Origin of the sequence: Mucilaginibacter endophyticus (assembly GCF_003351025.1) — a bacterium.
Taxonomy (GTDB): Bacteria; Bacteroidota; Bacteroidia; order Sphingobacteriales; family Sphingobacteriaceae; genus Mucilaginibacter; species Mucilaginibacter endophyticus.
Map to the genome: position 1 here is coordinate 349,496 of NZ_QPCG01000004.1, position 16,258 is coordinate 365,753.

Annotated in this window: 11 protein-coding genes; 3 read left to right on the forward strand and 8 right to left on the reverse strand. The window is 45.1% G+C overall.

The features are described 5' to 3' along the window. Nucleotides 1-43: 43 nt before the first annotated feature. The 8 genes from DUL71_RS18335 to DUL71_RS18370 all read right to left on the reverse strand — a co-directional run bounded on the left by DUL71_RS18335 (nt 44) and on the right by DUL71_RS18370 (nt 12,014). Entirely contained in the window at nt 44-625 is a 582-nt protein-coding gene (locus DUL71_RS18335; protein WP_114939469.1) for an HPP family protein, read from the reverse strand. 194 nt (nt 626-819) lie between these two features. Beyond that, nucleotides 820-2,073, reverse strand: coding sequence for a cation:proton antiporter (locus tag DUL71_RS18340; protein WP_114939470.1), 1,254 nt, complete (start codon nt 2,071-2,073; stop codon nt 820-822). Between the two features lie 24 nt (nt 2,074-2,097). Then, the gene (gene flxY, locus DUL71_RS18345) at nt 2,098-3,399 is read right to left on the reverse strand and encodes a flexirubin biosynthesis putative acyl-CoA ligase FlxY (protein ID WP_244228790.1); all 1,302 of its coding nucleotides are present in this window, start codon (nt 3,397-3,399) and stop codon (nt 2,098-2,100) included. Then, nucleotides 3,396-3,773, reverse strand: coding sequence for a holo-ACP synthase (acpS, locus tag DUL71_RS18350; RefSeq protein ID WP_114939471.1), 378 nt, complete (start codon nt 3,771-3,773; stop codon nt 3,396-3,398). The genes flxY and acpS overlap by 4 nt, the downstream gene beginning before the upstream one ends. Next, a complete protein-coding gene (locus DUL71_RS18355; RefSeq protein WP_114939472.1) occupies nt 3,770-5,452 on the reverse strand; it encodes a C45 family autoproteolytic acyltransferase/hydrolase in 1,683 nt (560 codons plus the stop codon). Before DUL71_RS18355 ends, acpS begins: the two co-directional genes overlap by 4 nt. Then, nucleotides 5,445-6,959 (reverse strand): phytoene desaturase family protein, encoded by a 1,515-nt coding sequence (locus DUL71_RS18360; protein WP_114939473.1) that lies wholly within the window; start codon nt 6,957-6,959, stop codon nt 5,445-5,447. Before DUL71_RS18360 ends, DUL71_RS18355 begins: the two co-directional genes overlap by 8 nt. Further along, entirely contained in the window at nt 6,960-10,814 is a 3,855-nt protein-coding gene (locus DUL71_RS18365; RefSeq protein WP_114939474.1) for a trifunctional MMPL family transporter/lysophospholipid acyltransferase/class I SAM-dependent methyltransferase, read from the reverse strand. A gap of 3 nt (nt 10,815-10,817) precedes the next feature. Then, the gene (locus DUL71_RS18370; protein WP_114939475.1) at nt 10,818-12,014 is read right to left on the reverse strand and encodes a DUF2062 domain-containing protein; all 1,197 of its coding nucleotides are present in this window, start codon (nt 12,012-12,014) and stop codon (nt 10,818-10,820) included. A gap of 449 nt (nt 12,015-12,463) precedes the next feature. Between DUL71_RS18370 and flxA the strand changes: the two genes are divergently transcribed. From flxA to DUL71_RS18385, 3 genes are all read left to right on the forward strand, one after another. Beyond that, on the forward strand, nt 12,464-14,047 hold the full coding sequence (flxA, locus tag DUL71_RS18375) for a flexirubin biosynthesis tyrosine ammonia-lyase FlxA (RefSeq protein ID WP_244228791.1): 1,584 nt from the start codon (nt 12,464-12,466) through the stop codon (nt 14,045-14,047). Between the two features lie 32 nt (nt 14,048-14,079). Continuing rightward, the gene (gene flxB / locus DUL71_RS18380) at nt 14,080-14,808 is read left to right on the forward strand and encodes a flexirubin biosynthesis SDR family reductase FlxB (RefSeq protein ID WP_112568435.1); all 729 of its coding nucleotides are present in this window, start codon (nt 14,080-14,082) and stop codon (nt 14,806-14,808) included. A 224-nt stretch (nt 14,809-15,032) separates the two neighbouring features. Then, on the forward strand, nt 15,033-16,253 hold the full coding sequence (locus tag DUL71_RS18385) for a beta-ketoacyl-[acyl-carrier-protein] synthase family protein (protein ID WP_114939476.1): 1,221 nt from the start codon (nt 15,033-15,035) through the stop codon (nt 16,251-16,253). Nucleotides 16,254-16,258 lie beyond the last annotated feature (5 nt).

Here is a 16,258-nt window from a genome sequence, read left to right on the forward strand (position 1 = left end):
AGATTAAGCTACCAAGAGCACAGGCAATAATGATGTACAATTATTACCGCTGGTATCGCCGCCACACCTGCAGCCATTTTTTATTATTAGGATAATGCCTGTGTTTGGTCATGTTGTTGAACAACAAGGCTATCAGCAACAGGATCATTGCACCTGAAAACACGGGGCTAAATACATACATATAACCCAGCGCTTTTATTTTTTCAGAGCCGATGTTGGCTATCAAAGCTGTGGCCCCGCCCGGCGGATGAAGGGTTTTGGTAATTTGCATCAATACTATTGATATCGACACTGAAAGTGCTGCGGCCAGCCATAATTCGTTAGGAACGAGTTTGTGTATCGTAACACCAACCAGGGCACAAAGCACGTGCCCGCCTACCAGGTTGCGTGGCTGTGCCAGCGGACTATTAATCACGCCATAAATCAATACCGAAGAAGCCCCAAACGAACCGATCAGGAAAAGGTTATCTGAAGCAGTAAAGTATTTGCTGTTTAGCAAGCCAATTAGCGCAATGCCCGAAAACGAGCTGATAAATGTCCAGAAGTGTTCTCTGAAGTCAACTAAAGTTTCTTTATAAACAATGTACTTTGCTGCGCGTATGTGCCTGTGTATCCTTCTTCTCATATTATCATCGGTTTTAGCCGATAGTTTGTTCTTCTTATTTTAAAACAGGCAGTTCTTTAGCCTGTTTAATGTGCTGTCCGAAGTCTGTGACTTCTGACGACTATGCTTGTAGTCTTTGACTACATGTAGTTACAAACTACATCCATAGCTAATTCGAAGTCAGAGACTTCGAATTAGCAGTATCTGCAACGATTTTAACCAATACTTGATTCTTCTTCTGTTAAAACGGGCGGTTCTTCCAAACGTTTAACCAATTTCTTACCGGCATGCTCGGTAGCAAATGAAGCTACCACACAGGTCACCAGGATCAGGATAATAGTGCCGTTCAAAATATTATCGTCTATGATCTGTGCCTTAAAGCCAACCAGTATAATGGCCAGTGTAGCGGCGGCATGGGCACTGCTTAGGCCAAATATTAGCGTACGCTGTGTCGCCGAATATTTGAATATTTTTTGGGTGGATAGCGCCGCCAGCCATTTCCCTAACAAAGCGCCAAGCGTAAGGCTCAGGGCCACAATAGTAGCTTGCGGACCACGAGTAAGCACCCGCAGATCAACCAGCATGCCCACGCTGATGAGGAAGAATGGAATAAATATGGCATTACCTACAAAATCAATCCGGTGCATTAATGGCTGCGATTGCTGTACAGCCTTGTTCAGCGCCAGCCCGGCCACAAAGGCCCCGATAATGGGTTCAACCCCGGCAAGCTGCGAAAGAAAGGCCGACAGAAACACGATGAACAGCACAAATACATAAGGCAATGTTTTGCTGTCGCGATAGCGGTTAAAGAACCAACGCGCCAGTGGCGGTATCAGCACAAACATGATAAAGGCGAAAATCGACAGCGAGATCATCAGCTGCAGCCAGAAGCTGAAACCCAGCCCGCCATTTTTAGCACCCATAATTACCGGCAATAATATTAGTACGGCGGTATCGGTGAGGATAGTACCGCCAACGCTAATGGCCACGGCCTCATTTTTAGCCATACCATATTTGCTCACAATAGGATAAGCCACCAGCGTATGCGTAGCAAACATACTCGCTGTTAATGCCGATGTTATCAGCGGATAACCCAGCAGGTAATAACATATCGGGAAGCCAATAAGTATAGGAATACAAAAAGTAAAAAAGCCGAATACCAGGCTGCGATGTTTCTTCTGTTTAAACTCATTCAGGTCAAGCTCAACACCCGCTATGAACATGATATACAATAAGCCAATGGTAGAGAACAGGTCAATTGCCGAATTTTTCTTGAGCAGGTTTAACCCATGCGGACCAACAGCTATCCCAGCCAAAATAAAACCCACTATGCCCGGAAACCTGAACTTGCCCATAATAATAGGAGCAAGTAAAATGATCAAAAGTATCAGCGAGAAAACGAGTACCGGGTTACTAAACGGCAATTCAAACTGCTGCGTTAACCGGCCCAGGATATCGGCATTATGCATGCCGCAAAGTTAGCACATAATCACTTACTTTCTTTTATCGATGAATTTAACCGGCTTACGTACCGCCTCAGGGAATTGTAATTTCTGCATTTCATCGTGTTTTAAATAAGTGATGTGCGGGCTCACCCTCAGTCGGGCCTGTAAATTTGCACGGATCTTCCGGTCGCACTCATCGGTGTAGTTTAGTGGCAACAGATGCAGTAGCACTTCATCCATTCCTATTTCGTTAGAGTATACTTCGGCTACAAAATCTTTGATCTCTTCCATACCATTCAGCAGATCGAACAATGCCGGCGGGTAAAGGGTTGTCCCTTTAAATTTGATCATTTGTTTTTTACGACCAACGATGGATGACAGCCTGATGCTTGTACGACCGCAGGTACAGGGCTCGTCAAAATAATGGCAGATGTCGCCGGTTTTGTACCGCAATAACGGCATACCCTCTACGCCGAGCGTGGTAATTGTTACCTCGCCTGATTCGCCGGGAGCAACCGGGTTATTACCCTCGTCCAATACCTCCACTATCAGTAGTTCGGGTTGGTGATGTCCGCCCCTGCCCTCGCCGCACTCGGTAAAGGCGGTTTGCATTTCTGTAGAGGCATAAGTTGAATACAATTTGATATTCCAGGCCTCGGTTATTTTTTGGCCGAGGATATTCAGGCTAAAATCGGTATTGCGGATATTTTCACCAATACAAACCGCCTTTTTAACCGACGAAGCATTGATATCGATATTGTGCTCCTGCGCAAACTGGATCAGCTTTAAAATAAACGATGGTACGGCTACAATAGCCGTAGGCTTTAGCCTTAAAATAGTTTCCCACTGCAATGAGGGCACGCCCGGCCCCAGCCTTATAATACCGGCCCCTATCTTGCGAATGCCCGAATAATAAGCCATGCCGGCCATAAACTGCCTGTCGAGCGTAAGCATCAGTTGGTACAAATCGGCAGGCGAACCATCGGCACAGGTAAAAGAATTATACTCGTTGTATGCCAGTCGCTCTAAGTCATTTTCAGTAAGTGCTATAGTTACCGGGCTACCCAGCGTACCTGATGTAGAACTGTACTCAATGATCCTCCCTTTATCCACGCATAAAAAATCATCATTGCGTTTTTGCAGGTCCTCTTTAGTGGTAGTCGGTATCAACCGCAGATCATCAAGCGTTTTGATCTGGCTGATATCGATATGATGTTTGGCAAAAAGGTCTTTATAAAACGGAGAGTTGAGGCTGAGGTAAGCCAGCAATTCCTGCAATTTTTGCTCTTGTATTTCAACAACCTCGTGCTTAGGTTGGTATGCTAATGATTTAGGTGGATATGCTATCACTTTTCGATAATTACCACGGCTGATGCCATTGTTTTTAAATGGGTTAATGATACGGATATTTTAAGCGGGCCCTCACGATTGATTACTACGGCACTTTCACCAATGGCTTCAAGATATGGCTTGCCGTTTGCATCATTGCTGATCTCAATTTCGTTAAAGGCGGTATCTTTTAGCCAGCCTGTGCCTAAGGCTTTAAAAAAAGCCTCCTTAGCGGCAAAGCGGGCTGCGTAGTGCTGATACTTGTTGGCTTTACTCTCGCAATAAGCAATCTCCCTTGCCGAAAAAACCAGCTCACGAAAGCCCTGTTCTTTGGCAATGCTGCTTTGCACACGCTCCACTTCTATCATATCAATACCTACTCCTGCTACCGTCATGAGCTTAGCTTTTTAGTACATTTTTCAACCTGCTTTTTAATATAGTTTCCCTCGTTTACGGTGGCAACAACTTTGGTTAAAGCCGTTTTATAATACTCCAGGGCTTTTTTATAGTCGTTGTGCTTAAACGAGTAGTCGCCGGCTATTACATACGCATGGTAAAACTGCGGGTTGCTGGCTACCACACTATCGGGGCTAATTTCGCCGCCATCAAAAGCTTTTTGTTTCAGCGTACGGAAAGTTATGAAATCATGGTAAGCTTTGCTGTTTAAAAACGGATCCGGTTTAATGGTTCGAGCGCTGTCGATAACTTCATGATCGGTTTGCATGCCTTTCATGGCAAAAATCTTTTTCAGATCATAAGCCACAAATTGCCCCAGCTGCCATGGCGAAGTGGATACCCAAACCAACAGCTTTTGCGGTTCAAACACCACTGAGTGATGGGCGATCAGTTGGTTCAACGCCTTTTCGTTACCCATGCCAATATCCTCGCCGTGTAAACCCTGGCGGTCACGTAAAATATCAACAGTTTTTTGCACGGTGTTTTTGCCCTCGGCGTTCAGCAATTCCATTAAGCGTTGGTAGCGATATGGCGAAGCGCTGTTGCTCAGTTGTACCAGGTTTTCTTTAGAATGTGCCAGTCCTTTGCTTTGAAAATGGTTGGCGCAAACTATATAGTTTTGGTGCGGGTCATACACATCCAGCGTATCGGGCGTTTTTTCGATCACTACCGCTCTATTATCCTCTGCCGAGGCTACCAGGAATGATTCGGACACAAACATTTTGCGCTTTTTGGCGATAGCTATGGCTTCGTTAATGTTTTCGGCGTATTGCAATATCTCACGGGCAACCAGGGATACCGGCGTGGCCGAACCTGAGGGGATATTGGTTTTATCGGCATTGATGGTAACGCTCAGGCCTTTTTCGTTCATGCCCGATACCGCCCCTACAAAACCGCCCCAGGTTATGGTCATGAATTTATGCCCCTCGGATGGGTTAAAGAAAGCCACTATTTTATCGTGCGCGAAGTTATCACCTACATAAAAATCAAAATTACGGCCTACAATCATGGTACCATCAGCCGAGCGGTCATTCCAGGTACCAAAGGAGGTGCAGCCCACCAGCGCCATGCTTTGCAGGGCATGACCAATGTCATGCGCGGCATGGTAATTCAATATCCGCTGATAATTGGAACCGATATACTGGTATTTATCCGAGGCCGATTTAGAGATGCCGTAAATCTCCTCTTTATATTCTTCACTCACATTTTTCGCCAGATCGCGGTTAAACCAGGCTATAAAATACTTCAGGAATGACAGGTAAGATTTTGAAGGGATAATCTTGTTGATCTGGTCGGTAAAGTAGACTTCCTGGTTAACCACCAGTTCTTTACTCAGTTTACCGTTAATCACCCCACGTTCAAAAGGTTTACCCTCTACATACATCTCAAACAAGCCGCTTTTACTTTTCCTGAACCAGTTATTATTGATGGTATAAAAGCCCGGCGACGGTTGCCTCCGCTGTAACTGCAAGCTGCTCAGATCGGCAGGTTTTGGGGGATAATCAATAGCTACACAATACAGGTAAATAAAGCCAATAAGCAGTAGCCCCACAAACACCAGGCTTGTGTACAGCAACCGTTTCCCAAACCGCTTCCAGCTGAATTTCCTGTTACGCATTTCTTATTTTATCTATCAGATCATCATTGCCCAACAAAGCGCAACAGGTTACTATCCCGCTCATCGCTGCCCCCAAAATGCCATGTAAATTAAGGTTTTGCCCCGTGAAGTACAAATTGGGCAGTTTGGTGCGTGGCGAGATGAATGTTTTTAGCGGATGTTTATAGTCTTTAGCTATGCCGTAAAGTGAGCCATCGTCATTACCAATATAGTCACGGTACGAGAGCGGTGTGGCGGTATAGTATGAATGGATCTTATCCCTTAATCCCGGAAACTTCAGTTCCACATCATCCAGTAAAACTTCGGCTTTACGCTTTTTAAATTGCTCATACGTTTCGCCGCGATAAGCTTCGTCAGATACGGTATTAAAAGTATCCTCCCAGGGCTTTACTTCCTCATAGCGCATATATGCCAGGATGGTCATGCCCTCGGCATATTCCTTGTTTTTTGATGATGGCGTCATGAACACAGCATAACCCAACGGCCAGTTTTGCTGCGTATAATTGGCCATATGCCATACCTGCCCGTCCTTAAAACTGTAAACGTTGTGGCTAAAATATTTAAACGTTTCTTTTTTAAACACGATGTTGATGGTGAACGACGATACCGAGTTTTCCAGGCTTTTCAGGCGATTACGGTACACGTTCTTGATCACCGCCGAATCCGTCATTTCCAGCGTTTTTACCGGGTGAATGTTGGAAATGAAATGACCGGCATACAGCTTTTCGCCATGCTGTAATTCAACATACGCTATTTTACCATCCTGTTCCACCAATTTTTTTACGGCTTTATTCCGGATGATAACGCCGCCCCTGTCGCGGATATTGCGGGCAATGAGTTTAGCAATCTGCGAACCGCCGTCAACACATTTCCAGGAACTTTCAATGTAACTGTTGAGGATGAGCGCATGTACGTATAGCGGCGTTTTATCGGCTTCCCCGGCGTATAAGGAGTTGTTACCGGCCAGTACCTGTTGCAGCTTTTTATTATTAGTGATAGATGCCAGGAATGCTTCAGTATCTACCTCCAGCACATCGGCCTTTTCATAAAAATCATCCGACGAGCGCAGGTTATACAACGGGAATTTGTCACAAACTTCCTTCAGCTTGTCACAATAGGCGCGCAAAGCAGGCCCTTCATCCGGAAAATAAACCAGTAGTTGTTTGATAAAATTATCATAACCCTGAGCCTGCGGATACTCCACCGGATCATTATCGATCATGATCTTGTCAAAGGCATCGGGGTTTTGCTTTTCCAGCTTCAGGTTATCAATAATATCAATGTACTTAAAGATCTGGTATAGGTTTTGGCCTTTATCAAGTCCACCAAGATAGTGCACCCCCGAATCAAAGATCACCCTGTCGCGCACATAGGTTTGCAATGAGCCACCAAGCTGCCTGTTCTTTTCAACAACGCAAACGCGGTATCCTTCGCGACCGAGCATATCGGCACAAACCAGGCCACCCATTCCGCTGCCAATGATCAGTACATCAAACTTATCGTCCATTTAAACCTGCTTCCCTTCCTTTTTCATCACAAAAATAATATTTGATGTGTACCGGCTATTGTCAACCTGAGTGCATGACATACCATGCACCGCGGCCAGCTCCCGGAGCACTTTTCCCGAAATAAACGACAAGCCTTTTTTTCCTGTTTTATTAAAGCCCAACAAACGTGTGGAAAAAAGCTCGGTTAAAGCCGTTCCCCTTTGCCTCTGCTGCAGATCGGCATCCCCATCGCGGATAATAAGCGTACCGGCAGGATTTAAATTGGCGATACACTTTTCAATCAATCGCGTTTGCTCATCGGGCTGTAAATAGTGTAGCATATCTGCCATGATAATGGCATCGTAGTGCTGCATTTCAAAGGCAAGGGCATCGGCATAACCAAAATTGATACCGTCTGTTTTGCCGAAGCAATTTGCAGCCACCTCTATTTTTTCCTCATCGTAATCAACCCCGGTAAACTCACGACCTGGTGCTGCAAAATGCAGCATGTAAGGCATAAAGCCATACCCACAACCCATATCAAGCATTTTGCCTTGTTTAGGCAGCAGATCATGAAATACCTGGTAATTTTTTTCGAGCCTTAGCTTGATACGCATGTACCATTCCAGCACCGGGCCCTTGTACAGGTAATTGTATATCAGTTGCTCCTTAAAATAAGCAGGCAGCTCAATTTCGGCGCTTAATTTCTGGTATTCTTCTTTAAAATAACGGCTGATATTTTTAGTGCGCTCGGCATAACCTGTACCAAATGAAGCATCATCAGCTGCTATACGCGGCAGGTACTTGATGGTGATCGTTCCGTTTTTCAACAGAAAATCGCCTTTGGTCATGTTGTAGCCGGTGCCGTGCAGCACAATGGGCAGGATATCCATGCCCAGTTGTTCGGCCAAAAAGAACGCGCCTTTATGGAAACGCTTCATTTTGCCATCGGGCGATCGACTGCCCTCCGGGAAGATCACCATCGAATAACCCTGCTTTACTTTTTCGGCCAGTTCATCAATGTTCTGCTCCACACCTTCGGCCACCGGAAAATAGCCTGCCATCCGCACTACAGCTCCAAACACCGGCGAATTCCATACCCAGTGATTGGTAAACAGGATGAGCTTAGGATGCTGCATGATCAGCACCAAAATGTCCAAAAACGATTGATGGTTGCTGATTACCACGGCGGGTTTTTCAAAGCTGTCCTTATCCACCACGCGCTTACGCAGGTTGGGCATAATATACATCATCGACCAGCAAAACTTCGCCAGGATAGCATGGTAAACATATTTGCTCCTTTCGCCTTTAAATGGATTAAGCTTGATCAAAACAAAACCAATCAGGCTTGACAATAAACAACCGCTTACAAAATAAGTGAACGCGAAAACCGAGATCACAAAGCCGCTCAGCGTCCATGGGAAGCGTTTAGCCTTTACCCTGTTCCTGATCAGCAGGTTAAACAAAAACGGGATCAGGATCTGGGCCATCACCACCACGCAAACTATACCGATAATGGAGATCAACGCGATGGAACGCAAGGCCGGGTGTTTGGCAAATATCAATACGCCCAAACCTACTACCGTAGTAATGGCCGACAGGAATATAGATGATTTGTACGACGACAGGTTTTTTTTGCCGGTTTTATACTCCTGCAACAGCCCATCCATAATAAACAGGCTGTAGTCATCGCCTAAACCAAATATCAGGGCCGATATGATGATGTTTACAATATTGAACTGAATCCCCAGCAAACCCATCAAACCCAATATCCAAATCCAGGAAATAAACATCGGGATAAATGAAACCAGCGTAAGCTCAATTCGCCCGTACGTAAGTAACAGCACCGTAAACACCAATAACGACGACATGATAGCGATGCTTGCAAAATCATTGTTGATGATACCCACAAAGCGGGTGGTAAGGTATTGTTTATCAACTACGGTAACATTTGTTGAGCTCTCAAACAGGTTGTACAGTTTGGTTTTATCCTCCGGGGATATTTTAACCAGTGTGATCACGCCCGCCCGACCCGGTCGCTCGGTGATATAATCATCCAGTAAACTTTTACGGATGCCGGCCATTTCCTGCTGTCCAACCGGTTTAAAGTTTTTGTTGATGAGCTCCTGAAAATGATCAAAAGCGGAAGGCTTAAAACCTAAAGCGGTTCCTTCTTTAATCAATACCGCCATCAATTGCTGTTTCTTAGCGGGTGTCCAGTAGTTATTCCATCGGGCAATTCGCGCTTTTTGCAGCGAATCAGATATGATAAGCGATGATACTCCGGAGTATTTTTTGACGATATTCTTTTCTTTCAATGAGTCTATCCGGGCCGATAGTTTTTCATTAGTCCGAAGAGCTTGATCCAGTGTCTTGCCTTCGGCCAGCAGATAAACCGATTGCAGGGCATATTTATTAATGGTGTTCAGTTTGGCTTCGGATGCTTTGAGCTTATCGGTCATGAAATTCATGCGGTTCATATCCGTTTCAAAACTCACATTGCGGGCGGTGTAGCTAAATACAACCGTAAGTACCACAATAGCCGAAATAATAAATTTATTATATTCGGGGTTGTAGGCCGACAGCTTGTCTATCCAGGAAAGCTGGGCGATATGTTCATGCTGCTCCTTTTTTGAGGCGATGAAATGCGGCAGGAACACCAGCGAACAAAACGAAGCGCCAATTAAACTAAAGGCCGCGAACAGACCAAGGTCTTTCAGCATTTCAGATTGTACAAACTCCAGGCAAAAGAAACCGCCTATGGTTGTAAAGCTGCCCACGGTAAGCGGCATGGCTAAATCACGGATCACCTGTTCAATGCTCCGGGTATGGCGGTAATGGTTAAACACATGCAGCGAATAATTAACCGCTATGCCCAGCACCACCGAACCTGTGCCCAGGGCAATAACCGAAATACTGCCTTTCACAAAATAAACCACCGCCAGCGAAAACAACGCGCCAAACAATACCGGCACCAGGATCACAACCGGGGCACGCTTTTTCCTGAAATAAAAACCCAGGAACACAATCAGGAACACCACCGTAATGCCCTGGGTAAACATGGAGTCGCGCCGTAATTGCAGGGCATTGCCCACCGATACGGCTGTAGTGCCGAAGTAGCTGCAATCAACCGTTTTAAAATTTTTAGCTTCCAGGCTATCAATAACCTGGTCTATGCCTTTAAGCATTACCGCGTTCTCGCCGGTATTATTGGGCGAGTATTTTGGCGTGATGAACAATAGCAGGTTCTTGTGATCTTTAGTCATCACATAGCTATCATACAGTTCAAAATTTTCGTCGTACTGTAGCTGCTGTAATTTTTTTAAGCCGAGGTATGAAATACCAACAGGATCGCTGCTGATCATGCTTTTCAGCGCAAGTCCGGCGGGAGAGGTAAGCGTACGCAGATCACGGGCGAGGGTTTCTTTTACCTGATCCGGGCGGATGAGCGTATCGATATTGAGGTAATCACGTTCGGTGAGGTAAATGGGCAGGCTTTTATTAATAGTGCCAAACAACTCTAATACCAAGCCATCATCAACCTTAGCATTTATCTTACTGATATACCGTGGCAGTTTTTGCTGAATGGTTTCTGTAAAATTATCAGCAAAGGCTATGAGGCTATCGGGTTGCTGCTGTGCGGAATCTTTAAGCGACACCATCACCACCAGCTTATCAACAAATTTGGAGTTCTGGAAAATGTAGTTGAGCTTTTCTATTTTTTTATCTTTGGGAAGTATCTTGGAGATATCCTCTTCAAACCTTATCCGCGAAGCAAAAAAACCTACAAGCGCAAAGCTTAGCGCAAACACCGTATAAAACAGCGGCTTGCGGGCATTAAAATAAGTATAGATGCCTACCAGGATTTTTTCCATGAATTACAGCGCGGGGACAGGCCTCCGCTTAAACAGCTTTAGTAACGCAAAAGTGAGCAATCCTGCTATAATACCTGCAAAAATGGCCAGCGAAATGCTGCCGTAAAGATATTGTTCCAGATGTTCGCCAATGGCCTTAATCGAAATTTTATCCAGGGGGATCTCCACATTACCGCTGCCCATCCATAAACTACCTGTTTTATAGCTCAGAAAAATAATGACCGGTATCATTGGCGGAAAACTAATATGCGCCGCCGTAATTACAATAGCCTTATTAAGCCTGAATATGAAAGCCAGCGAAATAGCCACTAATAATTGAAAACCCCAGATAGGCACAATCCCCATGAAAACGCCAAAGGCTACAGATTTAGCCTTAAGCTGCGGTGAATGCTCGGGGTTAAAGAACAGGTTTTTGAGCATCTGCTTCGCTTTTTTTTTATCAAAAAGCGTCCTGAAAAAGTCGCGGGGCTTAATATAAGCGAATGTAATGATCACCAATATAGTGTTAAGCACACTGATGCGGGAGAAATCCTGAAAGGGGCGAAAATGCGATACCCGAGTTTCTTTCGGGGCATAATAAACTTTTACCGGTACCCAGTCTATCTTGATGCCTTTCCAGGCGGCAAGTACTATAACCTCTATCTCAAACTCGTATTTACGAGTGATAAATTTAGTGTTTTTGAGCAGGTGGATGGGATACAAACGGTAACCAGATTGCGTATCCGGGCATTTGATCCCGGTTTCTACCCAAAACCAAAAATTAGAAAACTTATGCCCGAAACTGCTTTTCCCCGGCACCGATGATTGCTCCATATTGCGCGAACCAATGATCAGCGAATCCGGTTCCTGTTCCAGCTTTTCAATAAAAGCGGGCAGGTCGGCCGCAAAATGCTGCCCGTCCGAGTCAATGGTGATGGCATGCTGATAACCCTGTTCTGTGGCAAATTCAAAAGCTTTGCGCAAAGCCCAGCCCTTGCCTACATTTTGGATATAGCTTACGGATTTAACCTGCGGAAATGAATGGATAATAGCTTGTGTACCATCTGTCGAACCGTCGTTTACAACAATAATCTGATCGGTATAAGCTAAAACATCGGCAATAACAGCGGCCAGCGTGCCCTCGTTATTATAGGTGGGTATAATAACGCATACCTGTAATTGTTTAAACTTTGCCTGTATAAGTTGTAAGTTATCCGTCATATAATCAATCGCACGTACCGGCTTCAGTCCAGGTTTTTATCAATGGGTTTTGTGGGTTTACGTTTAATGCTTTACAAAGTTATTCTTTCGGGTTAAATTAAACGTTAAATTTTTGTGTGGAAGTATGTTGTTTATTAAAAAGTATTTTGTCATGCTTCGTTCCTCAGGATGACAAATTCAAAAAATGGGTGTCATGCTGAGCCTGTCGAAGCATGGTGGGTGGGCCTCTGCGCGCGTCCTTCGACAGGCTCAGGATGACAATCCCTCCACACCTAATGTTATCTTACCTTCACAGATCTCTATTTTCTTCAATTCAGCATGACAAAGCGTAAAGGTTCATACAATACCCGTCGGCCAGAGGCCGTTTAATAGCTGCCACCCGGCTGGAGCCGGGCGGTGACTGTGTTATTTTCAAATCCGAACATTTACCTTATTTTCGCCCTGATTTTGTGGAAAAGAATAATCAAACCTTATTAAATAAAACTGCTGTGCCCATACTACAGGTTGGAGGAAAAGCCCTTACACTGGATGATTTTTACCAGGTAATTTTTAAAAACACCGCGATTGTTCCCGACGAACAGGCGCTCGAAAAGGTAGAGGCCAGCTTTAACTTTCTTGGCAATTTTTCATCCAATAAATTGATTTACGGCATCAATACCGGCTTTGGCCCCATGGCACAATATAAGGTGAGCGATGAAAACCGGCTGCAATTACAGTACAACCTCATCCGCAGTCATGCCTCTGGCGGCGGCAATTTAATGCAGCCCCAACTGGTAAAAGCTTTAATGCTTGCACGGCTTAACAGTTTTATGCAGGCACATTCAGGCGTGCATCCCGAACTGGTGAACCTGCTTGTCGAGCTCATCAATAAAAATATTACTCCCTGCATATTTGAACATGGCGGCGTAGGTGCCAGCGGCGACCTGGTGCAGTTAGCCCACCTTGCCCTGGTACTCATCGGCGAAGGGGAAGTGATTTACAATGGTGAAGTAAAACCAACAGCTTTTGTTTTTGAGCAACTGAATATCAAACCCTTGCAGATCCATATCCGTGAAGGGTTGGCTATTATCAATGGTACATCGGCCATGACGGGGATTGGTTTGCTGAATATTATCCGTGCTAAAAAACTACTCGGCTGGTCGGTGATGCTCTCAGCTATGATCAACGAAGTTGTGGGCGCTTTTGATGATCATTATTCGCACGAGCTGAACAGGGTAAAACACCATACCGGGCAAAACGCAGTAGCGTCACAACTGAGGGAAATCCTGAAAGACAGCCAAATGACCCGCAGCCGGTCAGAGCATTTGTACAATCCCGAAAATATCGACCAGGAAGTGTTTGAGGATAAGGTACAGGAATACTATTCGCTCCGTTGTGTTACGCAGATCCTCGGCCCGGTGTATGACACCATTGCCCAGGCCGAACATGTGGTTGTAGATGAGCTTAACTCGGTAAATGATAACCCGGTTATCGATCATGAAAATCATAATATTTTTCACGGTGGCAATTTCCACGGCGATTATGTTTCGCTGGAGATGGATAAACTAAAGATAGCCGTTACCCGCGTATCCATGTTATCCGAAAGGCAGCTCAATTACCTGCTCAACGATAAACTAAATCAGAAATTTCCACCGTTTTTAAACCTGGGGGTGCTCGGTTTTAACTTCGGCATGCAGGGCATGCAGTTTACGGCCACCTCAACTGTTGCCGAAAATCAAACCCTTTCGTACCCAATGTACGTACACAGTATCCCAAACAATAATGATAACCAGGATATTGTAAGCATGGGCTGTAACGCGGCGTTATTAACCAAAAAGGTGATCGATAATAGTTTCGAGGTATTGGCGATACAGGCTATGACCCTGCTACAGGCCGTCGATTATCTTGATTGCGCCAACAAGCTATCAACCCAAACCAACAAAGTTTATACAGACTTAAGGGCTATTTTCCCTAAATTTATTGAGGATAAACCCAAATACCAGGACCTGCAACAAGTGAAAACCTATTTTGAATCGGCCGAACTTATTTCCTGAATTATTAAACCTTTTAACACCAAAAATATCATATGAAATGTGCATTAGTAACCGGCGGCTCAAGAGGAATTGGCAGGGCCATTTGCTACAAAATGGCCGCTATGGGTTATTATGTGCTTGTTAATTATAAAGGCAACATTGATGAAGCCGACAACACCCTCGCCGAGATCAAAGCCAATGGCGGCGATGGGGAATTGTTGCAATTTAATGTGGCCGACAAGAACGATATCCAACAAAAATTAGGTAGCTGGATAGAAACCAATACCGAAAAGTACATTGAAGTTTTAATAAACAACGCCGGCGTTAAAGACGATGGCCTGATGATGTGGATGACCGACCAACAATGGGATGGCGTGCTGAACACCAGCCTAAACGGTTTCTTTTATGTTACCCGCCTGGTGTTAAACAGCATGCTGGTTAAAAAATACGGTCGCATTGTTAATGTGGTTTCACTATCAGGGTTGAAAGGCTTACCGGGACAAGTAAATTACTCGGCCGCCAAAGCGGGGGTTATTGGTGCTACCAAGGCATTAGCGCAGGAAGTTGGTCGCCGGGGTATAACAGTAAATGCTGTAGCCCCGGGCTTTATAGCTACGGATATGACTGCCGGGCTTGATGAAAAGGAATTGAAAGCGATGGTGCCGCTAAAAAGGTTTGGCACACCGGAGGAGGTTGCCCATGCGGTAGGTTTTCTGGCTTCGCCGGAAGCCGCTTATATTACTGCCGAGGTGCTTTCGATAAACGGGGGATTGTATTCCTAATCCCCAAAGGCCACCGCTCGGCTCCAGTCGAGCGGTGGCAAATTGATTTGAGAGTAATTAACTCTTAATATTAACTTAATTATAAGCTATTAACATACAGGTATTTTAACCGCTTATATTTGAACCACTTTAAGGAACGCGATACATACAAAAGCATTGAAGTTTAATTTTTTTGTATTTTTATCATATTTTGTTGACTATGTATTATCAGTTTTTGCTCAGATATGAATAGGGTTGTGATAACAGGGATGGGTATCTATTCGTGTATTGGGAAAAATCTTGATGAAGTTAAAGAATCCCTTTATACCGGCCGTTCCGGCATTGTATATGATGCTATCCGTAAAGATTTTGGTTATCGCTCAGGCTTAACGGGCGCGGTTGAAAAACCAAACCTGAAAGGTACGCTTGATCGCCGGGCTCGCATTATGCTGCCCGAACAAGGCGAATATGCCTACATAGCCACTATCGAAGCGCTACAGCAGGCCGGTATCGATGCTGAATACATCGCCCAGACCGATGTGGGTATTTTATACGGTAACGATAGTACTGCAAAAGCTGTTATTGAAACCACTGATATCATTCGCGAGAAAAAAGACACCATGCTTATTGGTTCCGGTGCGGTTTTTCAAACCATGAATTCTACCGTTACCATGAACCTGGCTACTATATTTAAGCTTCGCGGGGTTAATTTTACCATCAGCGCGGCTTGCGCCAGCGGTTCTCATTCTATAGGTATGGGTTACCACCTGATTAAAAGTGGAATGCAGGATTGCATCATTTGCGGCGGCGCGCAGGAACTGAGCCATTATTCGATGGGGAGTTTTGACGCGCTTTCGGCATTTTCTATACATGAAACAGATCCGGCCAAAGCCTCCCGCCCGTTTGACCGCGATCGTGATGGTTTAGTGCCAAGCGGTGGCGCGGCTACTGTGATATTGGAGAGCCTTGATTCGGCACTCAAAAGAGGTGCTACTATTTTAGGCGAGGTTATCGGTTACGGCTTTTCTTCAAACGGGGCGCATATCTCAAACCCCACAGTTGAAGGTCCGGTACGCTCGTTGAACATGGCACTGAAAGATGCCGGCATACAGGCTTCTGAAATTGATTACATCAATGCCCACGCTACCTCCACCCCTGCTGGCGACGCCAGCGAGGCAAAGGCTATCGACGAGGTTTTTGGCGATTATAAACCGCTGGTAAGCTCTACCAAATCCATGACCGGCCACGAGTGCTGGATGGCTGGCGCGAGCGAGATCGTTTACTCGATGCTGATGATGCAAAACTCGTTCGTGGCACCCAACATTAATTTTGAAAACCCCGATGAAGATTCGGCTAAGCTTAATATCGCTACCGAAACCGTCGAAAAAAATATAGATACATTCCTGTCAAACTCGTTTGGGTTTGGCGGCACCAATTCGTCCCTGATTATTAAAAAATATATTTAAACCAG

What these genes read in the sequence shown, in the direction of transcription:
- DUL71_RS18335 (WP_114939469.1), bottom strand. Translation starts at nt 625, where the DNA reads ATGAGAAGAAGGATACACAGGCACATACGCGCAGCAAAGTACATTGTT.
- DUL71_RS18340 (WP_114939470.1), bottom strand. Translation starts at nt 2,073, where the DNA reads ATGCATAATGCCGATATCCTGGGCCGGTTAACGCAGCAGTTTGAATTG.
- acpS (WP_114939471.1), bottom strand. Translation starts at nt 3,773, where the DNA reads ATGACGGTAGCAGGAGTAGGTATTGATATGATAGAAGTGGAGCGTGTG.
- DUL71_RS18355 (WP_114939472.1), bottom strand. Translation starts at nt 5,452, where the DNA reads ATGCGTAACAGGAAATTCAGCTGGAAGCGGTTTGGGAAACGGTTGCTG.
- DUL71_RS18360 (WP_114939473.1), bottom strand. Translation starts at nt 6,959, where the DNA reads ATGGACGATAAGTTTGATGTACTGATCATTGGCAGCGGAATGGGTGGC.
- DUL71_RS18365 (WP_114939474.1), bottom strand. Translation starts at nt 10,814, where the DNA reads ATGGAAAAAATCCTGGTAGGCATCTATACTTATTTTAATGCCCGCAAG.
- DUL71_RS18370 (WP_114939475.1), bottom strand. Translation starts at nt 12,014, where the DNA reads ATGACGGATAACTTACAACTTATACAGGCAAAGTTTAAACAATTACAG.
- flxB (WP_112568435.1), top strand. Translation starts at nt 14,080, where the DNA reads ATGAAATGTGCATTAGTAACCGGCGGCTCAAGAGGAATTGGCAGGGCC.
- DUL71_RS18385 (WP_114939476.1), top strand. Translation starts at nt 15,033, where the DNA reads ATGAATAGGGTTGTGATAACAGGGATGGGTATCTATTCGTGTATTGGG.